This is a genomic window from Jannaschia sp. 2305UL9-9, from assembly GCF_041403465.1.
GTDB lineage: Bacteria > Pseudomonadota > Alphaproteobacteria > Rhodobacterales > Rhodobacteraceae > Jannaschia.
This window is the reverse complement of the sequence record NZ_JBGEHM010000002.1, coordinates 695,746-710,949: the sequence shown is the minus strand read 5'-3', so window position 1 is coordinate 710,949 and position 15,204 is coordinate 695,746. Positions and strand designations below refer to the sequence as shown.

The following is a 15,204-nucleotide window of genomic DNA, read 5'->3' as shown; positions in this document are numbered from 1 at the left end:
CGCGCCATGATCCTCTTGGGACATATCCGCAAACAGCATCGGTGCAGCTTGTCGCCAGCGGGAAGCATCCGGCAGCGTCCGAGTTCCCGTCGCATAGGGCCGAGGGCTGACGCGCATGGCGGTTCGGGATCTGAAGTCTGCGACGAAGGCAGCCGGAGTGAAGCCCTCTCCCAGGGAACCCGACATCGGAAACCGGATATTCCGTCGTCGCGATCTAGCGGATCACTTTCGCACGTAGACTTCCCTGGCAATATACAACATGGTCGATCGCCCGCCCCTCGGGGGCGGCCGTTTTTTTTGGGGGCGGCAAGGTTTGAGATGCACGGAATCCGATAGCCGAAGTCAGCTTGTCAAATAGCCGCTTTTGCAGGCAAAGACGATCTTGACGCGCAGAAATTCAATGATTTACGGCTTCGGGGCAGCCAAGATCAGGTTGTCAACATGCCGGCCCTGCGGGCCCGCCTGCCCCGGATAGGAGTTTTCATGGTTGCGGAATTCGAGATCACGACGCTGATCGGGCTGACGCTCGGGCTGCTTGTGACGGGGGGGATTGCCGGGGTTCTTGCCGGTCTGCTGGGCGTCGGCGGTGGTATCGTCATCGTGCCGGTCCTGATCGTCGTGGCCGAGGGCTTTGCCGTTCCAGATGACGTTGCCATGCTGCTGGTGGTGGGCACGTCCCTTGCCACGATCATCCCGACATCGATCAGTTCGGCACGCGCCCACAACCGCAAGGGGGCCATCGACCGCGAGATACTGCGCGGCTGGACGCCCGCGATCTTCGTCGGCGCAGCCTTGGGCGGCATCGCGTCCAAGTTCCTCGGGTCGGCGGGCCTGACCCTCGTGTTCGGGATCGTCGCCCTGATCGTTTCGATCAACCTCGCACTCCCGAAGACCCTGAACCTTGCGCCCGCCCCGCCTGCGGGTGCCGTGTCACGGGCCGCGATTGCCGGTCCCATCGGGTTCACATCGGCCCTGATGGGGATCGGCGGCGGCACCTTGTCCGTGCCGGTGATGACGATGCTGTCGGTGCCGGTGCATCGTGCCGTGGCAACGGCCTCCGTCTTCGGGCTGGCCATCGCCCTGCCCGCCGTTCTGGGCTTTGTCTGGGCCGGGTGGGACGTCGCCGGCCGCCCGCCGGGGTCGCTAGGCTATGTCAATGTCCCGGCGGCGGTCGTCCTGTTCTCGATCAGCGTATTCACCGCGCCGTTCGGCGCATCGCTTGCCCACCGTCTGCCCGCACGCAAGCTCAAACTGGCCTTCGCCCTGTTCCTTTTCATCAGCGCCTGCCGCATGCTCTGGAAAGTGCTCGCCTGACGCGCGTCGGGACGATGCCATCACCACGCCACCACGAACCAGACCCACACCTCGGAGATTTGCCCATGACACCTTCCCCTATCGCCGTCATCGGCCTCGGCTCCATGGGCTATGGCATCGCCGCCTCGGCGTTGAACGCAGGGCATGTCGTCCACGGCTTCGACGTGAACCCCGATCAGGTCGCCAGGTTCACGCAGGCAGGCGGCGCGCCGGGGGCCTTGGCGGATGTCGCGCCAAGCCTGTCGGCGGCCATCGTCGTCGTTCTGAATGCGGCCCAGACCGAAGCGGTCCTGTTCGGGGATGACGGCCTTGTCGCGAACATGCCCGAAGGCAGCGTCGTGATCGCCTGCGCCACCGTGCCCCCCGCCTTTGCCCGCGACATGGAGGCACGCTGTGCCGCCTCCGGGGTGCTCTACCTCGACGCGCCGATCTCGGGCGGCGCGAAGAAGGCCGCGACCGGGGCACTGACGATCATGGCCTCCGGCACGCCTGCCGCCTTCGATGCCGCGCGCCCGGCGCTGGACGCGATTTCCGAAAAGGTGTTCGCCCTGGGCGACGAGGCCGGCCCCGGCAGCGCGATGAAGGCGGTCAACCAACTGCTGGCCGGGGTGCATATCGCCACCATGGCCGAAGCGATGACGTTCGGCATGACCCAGGGTGTCACGCCCGAGGCCTTCATGCAGGTCATTCCCGAATGCGCCGGCACCTCGTGGATGCTGGAAAACCGCGGCCCTCATGTGCGCGACGGCGATTACACGCCGCATTCATCGGTGAACATCTGGCCGAAGGACCTCGGGATCGTCCTCGACATCGCGAAATCGGCCAGTTTCGGCGCCCCGATTGCCGCGGCCGCGCTGCAGCAATTCCTCGCGGCTGCTGGCTCCGGCCTCGGGGCCGAAGACGATGCGGCGGTCGCAAAGGTCTATGCGCGGAACGCGGGACTTGCCTTGCCCGGCGACGACTGACACCCACGCCCCGGCGGGCGGCGCGCCGTCATTCCCGCAGCAACAGCAGCAGGGCCAGCACGGTCAGCGCCACCCCGACCAAGATATTCAGGGGCGGCGCGGGCGATCCGAGGGCCAGGCCCCAGACGGTCACCCAGGCGGGGACCAGATAGGTATAGGCCATCACCTTCGACGCAGGCAGGCGCAGCGTTGCGAACTGCAACAGCACGAAGGTCGCCGCACTGGCCGCGACAGCGGTATAGAGGATCGCGACCCAGACCCGGACGGGCAGGTCGTCCCATGCCACGGCAAGCAGGGCCGGGGCCCCCACGACCCCCATGACGACCGCACCCGCGATCAGCGTGCCAAAGGTGAAGACAAGCGCGGATTCGCCCCGGTTCAACCTGCGGACAAGGGGCGTGTAGACGGCATGGGCCAGACATCCGAGGAAATAGACCCCCTCGCCACGCCCCACCTCGAAGGCCAGAAGCGCGCCGAGGTCCGCGCGAAAGATCACCCACAGCGCGCCAAGCGCCCCGAGACCAAGCGCCGCCCAGATCCTTGCGGTCGTGCGCTGCCGCAGCAGCAACCATCCGAACCCCGCGGCCAAGACCGGTGTCAGGGTAAAGACCGCCGCCGCCGACACCGGCGCGGCGGTTTTCAGGCCCTCGAACATCAGGACGAAATACACCGCAAAGATCGCGCCCAGCACCCCGTACCGCCATGGCGCGGCAAGGGCGGCGCGCGGCACGCCACCCCGTGCCGCCACGATCGCGCCGATGATCGCGGCCGCGACGATGAACCGTACCGTGTTCAGCGCGAGGGGCGAGATATCGTTCGCGGCCGCCGCACCCAGCGGAAACGACCCGGCAACCAGCGCCGAAAAGACCAGCATCGCAAGATGCCCGCGTGCGGCATCGGTCATGCCGTCATGTCTGCGCTTCCGGCCACTGCTGCGACCAGGCCTTCAGGAAGGTGACGAAGGTCTGCACCTTGGCCGTGCGGTGCAGGTCGACATGTGTCACCAGCCACAGCTGGCTGCTCCATTCGGGGCGGGGCGGGAACACCAGTTCGACGTCGTCCTGATCGGCTTCGGCCCATGTTGTCGAAAAGCCGATCCCCAGCCCTGCGATCATTGCGGGGCGCGCCGCCGTGATCTGATTGATCTGATAGCCGATGTTGCGGGCCGGGATGTTCTTTTTCAGCCACGCATAGAATGGGGCCCGCGGGGCATCGTCAGCTGACCCGATGAAGACGTGGTCGCCCACATCCTCCAACGAGGTCGGCCGCCCGTGCTTGGCGATGTATTCGCGCGACGCATAAAGGCCGAATTCCTGTTGGTAGAACTTCTGAACCACGTTGTCGGGCTGATCCGGCGGATTGCCGGCGCGAATGGCGACATGCGCCTCGCCGTATTCGAGGCGGAACAGGCGTTCGTCCGTCAGGAACTTGATCGTCAGTTCCGGGTGTTCTTCGCGAAAGGCCGCAAGTGCGGGCGACAGCAGCGGCGCGAGGACGGCGATCGACGTCACGATCAGGTCGCCCGTCACCTCGTTCCCGCGTCCCTTGATCCGGTTCGCCAGCTGGCCCAGCTGATCGTCCGTGGATTGGGCCACCACCAGCAGGTCCTGCCCCGCCTCGGTCGGGGTGTAACCGCGCGCATGCCGCTGAAACAGCTTGGTGCCCAGCTTGCCTTCGAGGCTGTCGATATGCCGGATGACGGTTGCGTGGTGAACGCCCAACGCCTGTGCCGCGCCGGAAACGGTGCCCAGCCGTGCAACCTGAAACGCCGTGCGCACCTCATCCCAATCGTTGAAAGCCATCGCGCACCCCTCCATTTGACGAGACTATTACGTGCGCCTGCGCACAAAGCAAGTCTTTGCATCAACGCACAGCAGATATCAAACAAACGCGAATTGCGTTCGATGCTGCAGGGGTCATCTAGATCGGGAACCCGCATGACATTGCGCCCCGTAAATGAAGGCCCCCCCCATGACCAAGATACTCCGCATCGACAGCTCCGCCCGGACCAAAGGCTCCGTCACCCGTGACCTGACGGACCGCATCGTCACCCACCTTGGGGGCGATGTGACGATCCGTGACCTCGCGCAGGACCCCCTCCCGCAGCTGACCGAGGACTGGGTCGCCGCCAATTTCACCCCCGCGGGTGATCGCACGGCGGAACAGGTTCAGACGCTGGCCCTGTCGGATGCCCTGATCGCCGAGGTCGAGGCCGCCGACACCCTCGTGATCGGCTTGCCGATCTACAATTTCGGCGCCCCTGCCGCGTTGAAGGCCTGGGTCGATCTGATCGCCCGTGCAGGCGTGACGTTCAAGTACACCCCCGATGGGCCCGTCGGCTTGCTGACCGGCAAGCGGGCGATCGTGGCCATGGCCTCCGGCGGCGTCCCGATGGGCGCGCCCGTGGATTTCGCCACCGGCTTCATCAAGCAGGTTCTGGCCTTCGTCGGCATCACGGATGTCACCTTCGTGGCGGCGGATCAGCATGTCGCGCGCGGCGATGACGCGCTGAAGGCCGCGAACGCACAGATCGCCACGCTGGCGGCCTGACCCCGGCGGTGGCCTCTTCTTGACTCGGCCGGGTTTGCGTCATATCGCATGCGCGAACCCGGAAGCAGATGCTTTCGGTCCCCGGCCCGGTCGGGGATCGCCCTCCGTCAGCGCGTTGCGCCCACGGGGGCGTTTGTGCATTTCGGCGGGTGTCCCCATCTGGGGATGAACGCAAGAGGAGAGACGCGGATGTTCGAGAGCCTGTCAGACCGCCTTGGCGGTGTTTTTGACCGCCTGACCAAGCAGGGCGCCTTGTCCGAGGACGATGTCCGTACCGCCATGCGCGAGGTGCGCGTCGCCCTGCTGGAGGCGGACGTCTCCCTCCCCGTGGCGCGCGACTTCGTCAAGCGCGTCACCGCCAAGGCCACCGGTGCCGCCGTCACCAAATCGATCACGCCGGGCCAGCAGGTCATCAAGATCGTCCACGACGAGTTGAAGATGGTACTGGCGGGCGAGGACGGCATCGCCCCCCTCAAGATCGACAATCCCCCCGCGCCGATCCTGATGGTCGGCCTGCAGGGCTCGGGCAAGACGACGACGACAGGCAAGCTTGCCAAGCGGTTGAAGGACCGGGACGGCAAGCGCGTTCTGATGGCCTCGCTTGACGTGAACCGCCCGGCCGCCATGGAACAGCTGGCCATCCTTGGTGGTCAGATCGGCGTCGACACCCTGCCCATCGTCATGGGGCAGAAGCCGGTCGACATCGCCAAGCGCGCCAAGCAGCAGGCCGCCTTGGGCGGCTATGACGTCTACATGCTCGACACCGCGGGCCGGTTGCAGATCGACCAGGTCCTGATGGACGAGGTGGCGCAGGTTCACGCCGCCGTCCAGCCGCGCGAGACCCTGTTGGTCGTCGACGGCCTGACCGGTCAGGTCGCCGTCGAGGTGGCGCAGGAGTTCGACGCCAAGGTCGGCGTCACCGGTGTCGTCCTGACCCGGATGGACGGCGACGGTCGCGGCGGTGCCGCCCTGTCCATGCGCGCCGTCACCGGCAAGCCCATCCGCTACGTCGGCCTTGGCGAAAAGATGGACGCGCTGGAGACGTTCGAGCCCGACCGCATCGCGGGCCGCATCCTCGGCATGGGCGACATCGTGGCCCTGGTCGAGAAGGCCCAGGAAGTCATGGAGGTCGAGGCCCAGGAGCGCATGATGAAGCGCTTCCAGAAGGGTCTGTTCAACATGAACGACCTGCGCGGCCAGCTGGAGCAGATGCAGAAGATGGGCGGCATGGAAGGTGTCATGGGCATGATGCCCGGCATGGGCAAGATGAAGAAGGCCATGGAAGGCTCCGGCATGGACGACAAGGTGCTGGACCGCCAGATCGCCCTGATCAACTCCATGACCAAGAAGGAACGCGCCAATCCCGCCCTGCTGCAGGCCAGCCGCAAGAAGCGGATCGCCAAGGGTGCCGGGCTGGAGGTCAGCGAGTTGAACCAGCTTCTCAAGATGCACCGCCAGATGGCGGACATGATGAAGAAGATGGGCAAGGGCGGCATGCTCAAGAAGGCCATGAGCATGATGACCGGCAAGGGCGGCGGCATGCCCGATCCGTCGCAGATGGACCCCGCCGCGCTGGAGGCCGCGTCCAAGCAACTCGGCCAGATGAAAGGCATGCCCGGACTGGGCGGCATGCCCGGCGGCCTGCCCCCCGGCTTTCCCGGCATGGGCCGCAAGAAGTGACCGGAACGACGGTCCATATTCCGACGCTGACGACAGAGCGTCTGATGCTGCGTGCGCCCCGCGTGCAGGATGCGGATGCCTTTGCCGCCTTCTATGCCTCGCCTCGCGCATCCTTCGTGGGCGGACCGCTTTCGGCGGAACGGGCATGGCGGTCGATGGCGCAGGAGGCGGGGCATTGGGTGCTGCGCGGTTACGGCCGTTGGGTGCTGGAGGAACACGCGACCGGCAAGGCCGTGGGCTGTGTCGGTTTGTGGTTCCCCGAAGGTTTCCCCGAACGGGAGCTCGGCTGGGATCTGTTCGAAGGGGCGACGGGCAAGGGCTATGCCACCGAAGCGGGCCGCGCGGCGCGCGACTATGCCTATGACGTCCTCGGCTGGACCACCGTGATCAGCCTGATCGCGGATGGCAACGACGGGTCCGTCGGCGTGGCCAAGCGGCTTGGCGCGACGCTCGACGGCACTTTCCCGCACGACCATTTTGGCCCGACGCAGATCTGGCGGCATCCCGCGCCGAAGGTCCGCGCATGATCACCTGCACCGTCCGATACGAGATCGACCCCGATCAGTTGCCCGCATTCGAGACCTATGCGCAATTCTGGCTGTCGAAGATCCCCGCGATGGGGGGTGTCCATCACGGCTATCACATGCCGCACGAAGGGCCGAACGACATCGCCTATTGCCACTTCTCGTTTCCGTCGCTCGCGGCCTACGAGGCGTACCGCGACAGGATGTGGGACGACCCCGAATGCCTGCGCGCCTATGCCCATGCGCAGCGGACCAAGTGCATCCGTCGCTACGACCGCAGCTTCACCAGGCCGCTGTTCGATGGTGCCAGCGCGGATGATCTGGGCCTGTGATCCTGCCTGCCGTCATAACCTCCCGGCGTCTGACGCTGCGCCCCTTCGAGATGCAGGATCTCGAGGGTTACGTCGCCTATTACACCGGGCCGCGCACCGGTGGCGTCGGCGGGCCGAGGCCGCGCCATCAGGTTGTCGAACGCTTCATGGCGATGGCCGGTCAATGGTCGCTGCGCGGCTATGGCCGCCATGCGATCACGGAAGGCGGGCCGGCGTTTGGCCATGTCGGCATCATGCACCTCGACGACGTCGATACGCCCGAAATGACATGGACCCTCTGGGATGCGGACCGCGAAGGCGCGGGCTATGCGACCGAGGCCGCCGCGGCGGTCCTGACCGCGTGGCAGGGTGCGCCCCTCGTCGCCCGGATCGCCCCGGGCAATACGGCATCGCTGCGCATGGCCGCCCGCCTCGGGTTCTCTGCGGACCCCGAGGCGACATCGCCGGCCTACGCCCCCGGCATGCTCACGTTTCGGCAGGGGGCAGCATGACCTGTGTTCCGACCCTCGAAACGGCGCGCCTGATCCTGCGCGCCCCGCGCCGCGAAGACTTCGCCGCCTTTGCGCAGACGTTCAGCAGCCCGCGCAACGCCCTGTCCGTGGACCGGCCCACGCCGGAACATACCAGCCTCGTCTACAACTCCGACACGGCGGACTGGGTGTTTCGTGGCTTTGGCCCATGGTCGGTCACCCTGCGGGACGGCACCTTGATCGGCCATGTCGGCCTGCAACAGCCTGCGCATTTCCCCGAACCGGAAATCGGCTGGATGCTGCATGACGGATACGAGGGACAGGGCTATGCGACCGAGGCCGCCACGGCCGCGCGCGATTGGGCACGGGGGCACCGAGTGACCTCGCTCGTCAGCTATATCACACCGGGCAACACGGCCTCTGTCGCCGTGGCGCAGCGTCTGGGCGCGGTCCTCGACCCGGCGGCGCCCCTGCCCGATGGCGAGACGTCCGCAGAGACCCATGTCTACCGGCACTGGGGGGCCTTGTGATGATCACCCCCCGCGTCATTCCCGTAACGCCCCCGGCCCACGATCAGGCGGCGGCCCTGACCACGGTCGTGCCGGTTCTGCGGACCGCCCGCACCATCCTGCGTGCGCCGCGCCTGTCGGATTTCGACGCGCTGCACGGCATCACCGGAAGCGATCGGAACGTCTTCGAAGGCGGCCCCTCGGACCCCGTCGACACGTGGACCGGCTTTTGCATGATGACGGCGACATGGCTGTTGCGGGGGCATGGCATGTGGACCGTCGACACCCACGCCGGTGACGTTGCGGGGTTCGTCCTGATCGGGGCCGAACCGGGGGATGAGGAACATGAGCTGGGCTGGCTGATGTGCGCCCCCTTCGAAGGCCGGGGCCTCGCGCAGGAGGCAGCGACCGCCGCACGCGCCCATGCGCTCGACGTGCTGCGCCTGCCTGCCCTCGTCAGCTATATCGCCCCCGGAAATACCCGGTCCGAACGTCTGGCACGGCGGCTTGGCGCGACACCGGACGGCACGCTGTTCGATGGCCGGATCACCGTCTGGCGCCACTGGGGGCCGACGCAATGAAGAACATTCCGATCCTGACCACCGAACGCCTGAGCCTGCGCGCCCCCGAGCCGCAGGATTATCCCGACTTCAAGGCCACCTTCGCCAGCTATCGCAGCAGGTTCATGGGCGGCCCCCTGAACGCCTACGAGGCGTGGATGCTCTATGCCGCCGAGATCGGCCACTGGGAGATCCGGGGCTTCGGCATGTGGATGATCCATGCGCGCGACGACGACCGCACGCTGGGCATGGCCGGTGGCTGGCAGCCGGCCGGCTGGCCCGAACGGGAACTGGCGTGGATCATCTGGCCCGGTGCAGCCGGTCAGGGCTATGCGCTGGAGGCGACGCATGCGGTCCGCCGTCACCTGTATGGCCAGGGCTGGGACGGGGCGGTCACCTATGTCGACCCCAAGCACCTCGACAGCATTCGCCTGTGCGAACGGTTGGGCGCAAAGCGCGACAGCAGCGCGCAGACCATCGACGGCAACGAGGTGGCCTATCGCCATCCCGCGCCCGAAGCCTTGCAGGACACCCGGCTTGCCTGGGCCATCGACCGCGAGATCGCGCATTATGCCGATCCCGCCCTGACGCCCGAGGGGATGCCCGTTGACTGATCGCCCCCGCCTCTCCACCTGCGGTGACAGTTCGGGATCCGTCCGATGCCGTCGCCCCATCTGTCCAACCCCTGATCGGAGGATCGCATGACCGACGTCGAACTTTCGGCTGCTGCGAAGCGTGCCGCCAGCATTCTGGCGGACCATCGCGACAGCATCGACCGCCTTGACGCGGTCCTCGTCTACACGCTGGCCGAACGCTTTGCGCACACCCAGGCGGTGGGCAAGCTCAAGGCCGAACATGACCTTCCCGCCTCGGACCCCGAGCGGGAGGCCCGCCAGATCGCCCGGCTGGAAGCCATGGCGACAGAAGCCGGGTTGGACCCCGACTTCGCCAAGAAATTCCTCGCCTTCATCATCGAGGAAGTCATCCGTCACCATCGGAAGCATCAGTCATAAACGACTGTCATCACAGACAAACCAAAGGAAGATACCACCATGTCCATGAAAATTCGTCTCGCCCGCGGCGGCTCCAAGAAGCGCCCCCACTACGCCATCGTCGCCGCCGACAGCCGCATGGCCCGCGATGGCCGCTTCATCGAGAAGCTGGGCACCTACAACCCGCTGCTGCCGAAGGACTCGGAAGAGCGCGTGAAGATGGATCTGGAGCGTGTGCAGTACTGGCTTGGCCAAGGCGCCCAGCCGACCGACCGCGTCTCCCGCTTCCTCGAGGCCGCCGACGTCCTGCCCAAGAAAGAGCGCGCCAACCTGAAGAAGGGTGAGCCGGGCAAGGCCGCGCAGGAGCGCGCCAAGGAAAAGGCCGAGAAGGCCGCTGCCGCAGCCGAGGCCGCCGCAGCCCCCGCCGAAGAATCGGCCGAATAAGATCTGATGCGGGGCGGTTCCAGCCGCCCCGCCACCCGGCACCATGGCGCACCTGCTCGTTCTTTCGGTCGCACTGGCGACGCTGCTGTCGGTGATCGCCGTGGTCCTTTTGCTGATCCCGGACCGTCCCGATCTGCGCAGGCGCGGCCTGCTGCTGCTGTCGATCGTCGCGGCCGGCGTTCTTGGCGTGGTCCTGTGGCCTTGACCGGCCTGCGCGCGCCCTTCAGACCTGTTGTCCGTGGTCGGTGCGACCGGTCAGCTGTCCTTTTTCCAACACGGAATTCACTATGAAAGACCACGTCTGCCTTGGGGCCATCATGGGCAGCTACGGCGTCCGCGGCGAGGTCCGCGTCAAGAGTTTCTGCGCCGATCCCAGTGCCATCGGCGATTATGGCCCGCTGACCGGGGACACCGGTGCGACCTACAAGGTGACCGTGATCCGCCCCGTCAAGGGCGGCTATGCCGTGCGCCTGTCCGGTGTTCCCCACAAGGAAGCCGCCGATGCCCTCAAGGGGCAGCGTCTGTGGGCGCCCCGTACCGCCCTGCCCGACCTGCCCGACGACGAATTCTATCATTCCGACCTGATCGGCCTCGATGCGGTCGACACAGGCGGCGTGCCGTTCGGCAAGGTGCACGCCGTCCTTGATCACGGGGCCGGCGATCTTCTGGAACTGCGCCCGAAGCGCGGGCCGTCCATCCTGTTGCCGTTCACGCGCGCCTGTGTCCCGACCGTCGATCTGGCGTCCCGGCGCATCGTGGTCGACCCACCCGAAGGCCTGCGCCCCGGCGAAGGCGAGGAAGACGCCCCGGTCTGATCCGCCCTCCGATCCGACAACCGTATGTATTCCGACAATCTTCGTATCGCACCGGAACAGAACCCCGCCTGCGACGTTCTGTCAGCAATGCAACAAACGCCGGAGCACAACCATGCTTGAATGGATTCTCATACTTATCGTCGTCGCGGCAATCGCGGCATTCCTCGGAATGGGCCGCGTGACCGGCGCCGCCCTGTCGGGTGCGAAGATCCTGGTCGTCCTGGCCTTGATCATCGGCGTCCTGTCGCTCCTCGGCGTGCTCGCCGCCTGATCGCGGGCCTTTCCCCCGTCATGCCCCCGCGATAAGCGGGGGCATGACCGAACTGACCAGATCCCACGGCAAGAAATCCATCCGCGCCTCGCTTCAACCGCGCGACCTGATGGCCGAGACGACGCCCGCCCATGCGTGGCTGGCCAGTGTGATCACCCTCTTTCCGGATGCCTTTCCCGGCGTCCTCGGCCATTCCCTGACAGGCACCGCCCTGAAGGAAGGCCTTTGGTCCCTCGAGACGACCGACCTGCGGCGCTTCGGATTGACCAAGCATCGCAACGTCGACGCACCGCCCGCCGGCGGCGGGGCCGGATTGGTCTTGCGCCCCGATGTCGTGGGTGCCGCGATCGATGCGGCCCGCGTGCCCGGCCCCCTTGTCTATCTGTCCCCCCGTGGCGCCCCGTTCACGCAGGATACCGCCCGCCGCTGGGCCGCCGGGCCCGGCGTCACGCTGCTGTGCGGTCGCTTCGAAGGTGTCGATCAACGGGTCATCGATCATTATGACATCACCGAGGTCAGTCTTGGTGATTTCGTCCTGACCGGCGGCGAAATTGCCGCGCAGGCCATGCTGGACGCGACGGTGCGCCTGTTGCCGGGCGTGCTCGGCAATGCGGCCAGCGTGGAGGAGGAGAGCTTCTCCAATGGTCTGCTGGAACATCCGCAGTTCACCAAGCCCGCCGAATGGCAGGGCCGCACCGTTCCACCGGTTCTGACATCGGGCGATCATGCAAAGGTCGCCGCGTGGCGTCGGGCCGAGTCAGAGGCCCTGACCCGTGACCGCCGCCCGGATCTCTGGGCGCGCTACCGTCCCGATTGAATCCACCGTCAGGCGCACCGGGCCTTGCATGGCACCGCGAATCCGTCGTAACAGCGCCGCACGAATACCGCCCCGCTCTGCCGGGGCGCTCTGTCGTGCGACATCCCAACGTGGATGCCGAGCAAACAACAGCCGTCCGGACCCAACCGGACAGGACATCATCCGCGGGCAAACCGCGTCGTAACCATAGGAGGGTCCCATGGACCTGCTCGCACAGATCGAGGCGGAACAAGTCGCCGCACTCGGAAAAGACATTCCCGATTTCAAGGCCGGTGACACCATCCGTGTCGGCTTCAAGGTGACCGAGGGCACGCGCACCCGTGTCCAGAACTACGAAGGCGTCTGCATCAGCCGCAAGAACGGCGCGGGCATTGCCGGTTCGTTCACCGTCCGCAAGATTTCCTTCGGTGAGGGCGTGGAGCGTGTGTTCCCCCTGCATTCGACCAACATCGACAACATCGAAGTCGTCCGCCGCGGTCGTGTGCGTCGTTCGAAGCTGTACTACCTGCGCAGCCGTCGTGGCAAATCCGCCCGCATCGCGGAGCAGACCAACTACCGCGCACCCAAGGCCTGAGGAGAGACGAGATGAAATCCGAACTGCATCCCGAGTACCACTCCATCGACGTCAAGCTGGTCGATGGCACCGTGGTCCAGATGAAATCCACCTGGGGCAAGGAAGGTGACCAGATGGCGCTCGACATCGATCCTTCGGTGCACCCTGCCTGGACCGGCGGCACCTCGCGCCTGATGGATACCGGCGGCCGCGTATCCAAGTTCAAGAACAAGTATGCCGGTCTCGGCTTCTGATCTCGACCGACAACTGACGATGCAAACGCCGCCCCCCCGGGGCGGCGTTTCGCGTATTGGCCGTCGTCCCGTCGCTGTCAGGGTGACCGGGCCAGCGCAACTTTCGACGCTTCCAGACCGCGCAATACCCCCGAAAACCGCGCCGACGGCCGTGTTCGTGTCCCTGCGGGCCTTTGCACCGTCGAAACCGACACCTATAGTCTGCCCCGACATCTGGGGGTTGCACGCACCATGGCGCATATCATCGTCTTCGGAAACGAAAAGGGCGGCTCGGGCAAGTCGACGACCTGCATGCATACGGCGACGGCGCTGGCGCGGTCGGGGGCCCGTGTCGGGGCGCTCGATCTGGATCTGCGGCAACGGACCTTCACGCGATACCTCGAAAACCGGGCTTCCTACGGGGCCAAGCATGGCGTGACGCTCCCGACACCGATCGTGACCGGGCTGCCCAAGGTCGAACGCGACGATCTGGCCGCGACCGAAAACCCATTCGACAAGTCGCTGTCCCTCGCAGTGGCCGAGTTGGAGAAATCCTGCGACTTCATCGTCATCGACTGCCCCGGCTCCCACACCCGTCTCAGCCAGGTCGCGCATTCGCTGGCCGACACGCTGGTCACGCCTCTCAACGACAGCTTCGTCGACTTCGACCTGCTGGCCAAGATCGACCCCGACAGCTCCAAGATCCTCGGACCTTCCGTCTATTCGGAAATGGTCTGGCACGCGCGTCAGCTGCGCGCCAAGGCGGGCCTGAAGCCGATCGACTGGATCGTCCTGCGCAACCGTCTCGGCGCGCAGGAGATGCACAACAAGCGCAAGATGGGTCAGGCCCTCGAAGACCTGTCCAAGCGCATCGGCTTCCGCGTGGCCCCGGGGTTCACGGAGCGTGTCATCTTCCGCGAACTCTTCCCGCGCGGCATGACCCTTCTGGATCTCAAGGACATCGGCGTCGCCAACCTGAACCTGTCGAACGTGGCCGCACGTCAGGAAGTGCGGGAGCTCATCAAGTCGCTGAACCTGCCCTCGGTCGAACTGGCTTTTTGATCAATCAGCCGTCCCCTTCTTTGTTTCTATAAATATCCTGGGGGTCCGGGGGCAAAGCCCCCGGCTGGTCGACCCGCCCCCGGCGGGTCGATCCTAGTCGTAGCGCAGGGCCCGCGTCTTGCCCCGGAATACCCAATAGGCCAGCGCCGTGTATCCCAGGATCGTCGGCACGACGAAACAGGCGCCGATCAGGATGATGAACAGGCTCTCGGGCGCGCTCGCCGCTTCGTAGATGGTCAGCTGCTCGGGCACCACGTAGGGATAGAAGCTGTAGGCCAGCCCCAGAAACGCAAGGGTGAACAGACCAAGCGCCGAGACGAAGGGCTTCCACGCGCCGCGGTCGTTTTCCTTGGGCATGCGCGACAGGGTCGACCACAGGAACCATAGCAGGATCAGCGACAGTACCGGCAGGGGGGACAGGTACAGGATCGACGTGCCCGAGAACCACTTTTCCCAGATCCGCTCGGACACGAGGGGCGAGGCCAGCGAGATCGCACCGATCCCCACGACCAGTCCCCCGATGCACTTCCGGGCCCATGCCACGGCCCGCCGCTGCAACGCATCCGCCCCCTTCAGGATCAGCCATGTCGCCCCGATGAAGGCATAGCCCACCGTCAGGGCCAGCGCGCAGAGGATCGAGAACAGGATCGTCCCGGTCGTGAACTGCAACCCCATGATGTAGAGGCCCAGCATGAAGCCCTGCGCCAGCGTCGCCATCAGCGACCCGGCAAAGAACAGGCCGTTCCAGAGGCCCTTGTACTTCGCCCGCGCCTTGACGCGGAACTCGAACGACACGCCACGCAGGATCAGGCCGACAAGCAGGACGAACACCGGCAGGTACAGGGTCGACAGGATCAACCCGTGCGCCGCGGGAAAGGCCACCAGCAACAGGCCGACCGCAAGGACCAGCCACGTCTCGTTCGCATCCCAGAAGGGCCCGATGGACGCGACCATCATGTCCTTCTGCTCGTCACCGTCCGCCAGCGGCGTCAGGATGCCGACACCCAGGTCATAGCCATCGAGAATGACATAGAGCAGGATCGACAATCCCATCAGCCCGGCAAAGACGAACGGCAACCAGGTATCGGCTGGGTATCCAAACAGGTCCATCAT

22 protein-coding genes are annotated in these 15,204 nt (G+C 65.9%); 19 read left to right on the top strand and 3 right to left on the bottom strand.

Features of this window, described 5'->3' with window-relative positions:
- Positions 1–483: 483 nt before the first annotated feature.
- Both V6N07_RS11415 and ltnD read left to right on the top strand, forming a co-directional pair.
- Complete coding sequence (locus V6N07_RS11415; protein ID WP_371156430.1) at positions 484–1,314, top strand: sulfite exporter TauE/SafE family protein; 831 nt, start codon at positions 484–486, stop codon at positions 1,312–1,314.
- Between the two features lie 65 nt (positions 1,315–1,379).
- Positions 1,380–2,279, top strand: coding sequence for an L-threonate dehydrogenase (gene ltnD / locus V6N07_RS11410; RefSeq protein WP_371156429.1), 900 nt, complete (start codon positions 1,380–1,382; stop codon positions 2,277–2,279).
- Between the two features lie 28 nt (positions 2,280–2,307).
- On the opposite strand, the gene V6N07_RS11405 is transcribed toward ltnD, so the two are convergent.
- Together V6N07_RS11405 and V6N07_RS11400 are read right to left on the bottom strand one after the other, a co-directional pair.
- Entirely contained in the window at positions 2,308–3,183 is an 876-nt protein-coding gene (locus tag V6N07_RS11405; RefSeq protein WP_371156428.1) for a DMT family transporter, read from the bottom strand.
- A 4-nt stretch (positions 3,184–3,187) separates the two neighbouring features.
- On the bottom strand, positions 3,188–4,081 hold the full coding sequence (locus V6N07_RS11400; RefSeq protein ID WP_371156427.1) for a LysR family transcriptional regulator: 894 nt from the start codon (positions 4,079–4,081) through the stop codon (positions 3,188–3,190).
- A 169-nt stretch (positions 4,082–4,250) separates the two neighbouring features.
- Here V6N07_RS11400 and V6N07_RS11395 point away from each other — a divergent pair, with 169 nt between their 5' ends.
- The 17 genes from V6N07_RS11395 to V6N07_RS11315 all read left to right on the top strand — a co-directional run bounded on the left by V6N07_RS11395 (position 4,251) and on the right by V6N07_RS11315 (position 14,091).
- Positions 4,251–4,829 (top strand): FMN-dependent NADH-azoreductase, encoded by a 579-nt coding sequence (locus V6N07_RS11395; RefSeq protein ID WP_371156426.1) that lies wholly within the window; start codon positions 4,251–4,253, stop codon positions 4,827–4,829.
- 189 nt (positions 4,830–5,018) lie between these two features.
- On the top strand, positions 5,019–6,509 hold the full coding sequence (gene ffh / locus V6N07_RS11390) for a signal recognition particle protein (protein ID WP_371156425.1): 1,491 nt from the start codon (positions 5,019–5,021) through the stop codon (positions 6,507–6,509).
- On the top strand, positions 6,506–7,036 hold the full coding sequence (locus V6N07_RS11385) for a GNAT family N-acetyltransferase (RefSeq protein ID WP_371156424.1): 531 nt from the start codon (positions 6,506–6,508) through the stop codon (positions 7,034–7,036). The genes ffh and V6N07_RS11385 overlap by 4 nt, the downstream gene beginning before the upstream one ends.
- The gene (locus V6N07_RS11380) at positions 7,033–7,365 is read left to right on the top strand and encodes an NIPSNAP family protein (protein ID WP_371156423.1); all 333 of its coding nucleotides are present in this window, start codon (positions 7,033–7,035) and stop codon (positions 7,363–7,365) included. Before V6N07_RS11385 ends, V6N07_RS11380 begins: the two co-directional genes overlap by 4 nt.
- The gene (locus V6N07_RS11375; protein ID WP_371156422.1) at positions 7,362–7,856 is read left to right on the top strand and encodes a GNAT family N-acetyltransferase; all 495 of its coding nucleotides are present in this window, start codon (positions 7,362–7,364) and stop codon (positions 7,854–7,856) included. Before V6N07_RS11380 ends, V6N07_RS11375 begins: the two co-directional genes overlap by 4 nt.
- On the top strand, positions 7,853–8,365 hold the full coding sequence (locus V6N07_RS11370; RefSeq protein WP_371156421.1) for a GNAT family N-acetyltransferase: 513 nt from the start codon (positions 7,853–7,855) through the stop codon (positions 8,363–8,365). The genes V6N07_RS11375 and V6N07_RS11370 overlap by 4 nt, the downstream gene beginning before the upstream one ends.
- Positions 8,365–8,925: a GNAT family N-acetyltransferase gene (locus tag V6N07_RS11365; protein WP_371156420.1), complete on the top strand. Its 561-nt coding sequence runs from the start codon at positions 8,365–8,367 to the stop codon at positions 8,923–8,925. The genes V6N07_RS11370 and V6N07_RS11365 overlap by 1 nt, the downstream gene beginning before the upstream one ends.
- Positions 8,922–9,518 carry a GNAT family N-acetyltransferase gene (locus tag V6N07_RS11360; protein ID WP_371156419.1) on the top strand — a complete coding sequence of 199 codons (597 nt, stop codon included), beginning with the start codon at positions 8,922–8,924 and terminating at the stop codon, positions 9,516–9,518. The genes V6N07_RS11365 and V6N07_RS11360 overlap by 4 nt, the downstream gene beginning before the upstream one ends.
- 87 nt (positions 9,519–9,605) lie before the next feature.
- Positions 9,606–9,917 carry a chorismate mutase gene (locus V6N07_RS11355; protein ID WP_371156418.1) on the top strand — a complete coding sequence of 104 codons (312 nt, stop codon included), beginning with the start codon at positions 9,606–9,608 and terminating at the stop codon, positions 9,915–9,917.
- 39 nt (positions 9,918–9,956) lie between these two features.
- The gene (gene rpsP, locus V6N07_RS11350) at positions 9,957–10,340 is read left to right on the top strand and encodes a 30S ribosomal protein S16 (RefSeq protein ID WP_371156417.1); all 384 of its coding nucleotides are present in this window, start codon (positions 9,957–9,959) and stop codon (positions 10,338–10,340) included.
- Positions 10,341–10,383: 43 nt separating this feature from the next.
- Positions 10,384–10,545: a hypothetical protein gene (locus V6N07_RS11345; RefSeq protein WP_371156416.1), complete on the top strand. Its 162-nt coding sequence runs from the start codon at positions 10,384–10,386 to the stop codon at positions 10,543–10,545.
- Positions 10,546–10,627: 82 nt separating this feature from the next.
- Positions 10,628–11,155, top strand: a complete 528-nt coding sequence (gene rimM / locus V6N07_RS11340; protein WP_371156415.1) for a ribosome maturation factor RimM — start codon at positions 10,628–10,630, stop codon at positions 11,153–11,155.
- A gap of 112 nt (positions 11,156–11,267) precedes the next feature.
- On the top strand, positions 11,268–11,426 hold the full coding sequence (locus V6N07_RS11335; RefSeq protein ID WP_371156414.1) for a DUF1328 domain-containing protein: 159 nt from the start codon (positions 11,268–11,270) through the stop codon (positions 11,424–11,426).
- A gap of 43 nt (positions 11,427–11,469) precedes the next feature.
- Positions 11,470–12,243, top strand: coding sequence for a tRNA (guanosine(37)-N1)-methyltransferase TrmD (gene trmD, locus V6N07_RS11330; protein WP_371156413.1), 774 nt, complete (start codon positions 11,470–11,472; stop codon positions 12,241–12,243).
- 199 nt (positions 12,244–12,442) lie between these two features.
- On the top strand, positions 12,443–12,817 hold the full coding sequence (gene rplS, locus V6N07_RS11325) for a 50S ribosomal protein L19 (protein WP_371156412.1): 375 nt from the start codon (positions 12,443–12,445) through the stop codon (positions 12,815–12,817).
- Between the two features lie 11 nt (positions 12,818–12,828).
- Entirely contained in the window at positions 12,829–13,050 is a 222-nt protein-coding gene (rpmE, locus tag V6N07_RS11320) for a 50S ribosomal protein L31 (protein WP_371156411.1), read from the top strand.
- Positions 13,051–13,281: 231 nt separating this feature from the next.
- Positions 13,282–14,091 (top strand): division plane positioning ATPase MipZ, encoded by an 810-nt coding sequence (locus tag V6N07_RS11315; RefSeq protein ID WP_371156410.1) that lies wholly within the window; start codon positions 13,282–13,284, stop codon positions 14,089–14,091.
- Positions 14,092–14,184: 93 nt separating this feature from the next.
- Here the strand turns inward: V6N07_RS11315 and V6N07_RS11310 are convergent, their stop codons facing one another.
- Entirely contained in the window at positions 14,185–15,204 is a 1,020-nt protein-coding gene (locus V6N07_RS11310; protein ID WP_371156409.1) for a cytochrome d ubiquinol oxidase subunit II, read from the bottom strand.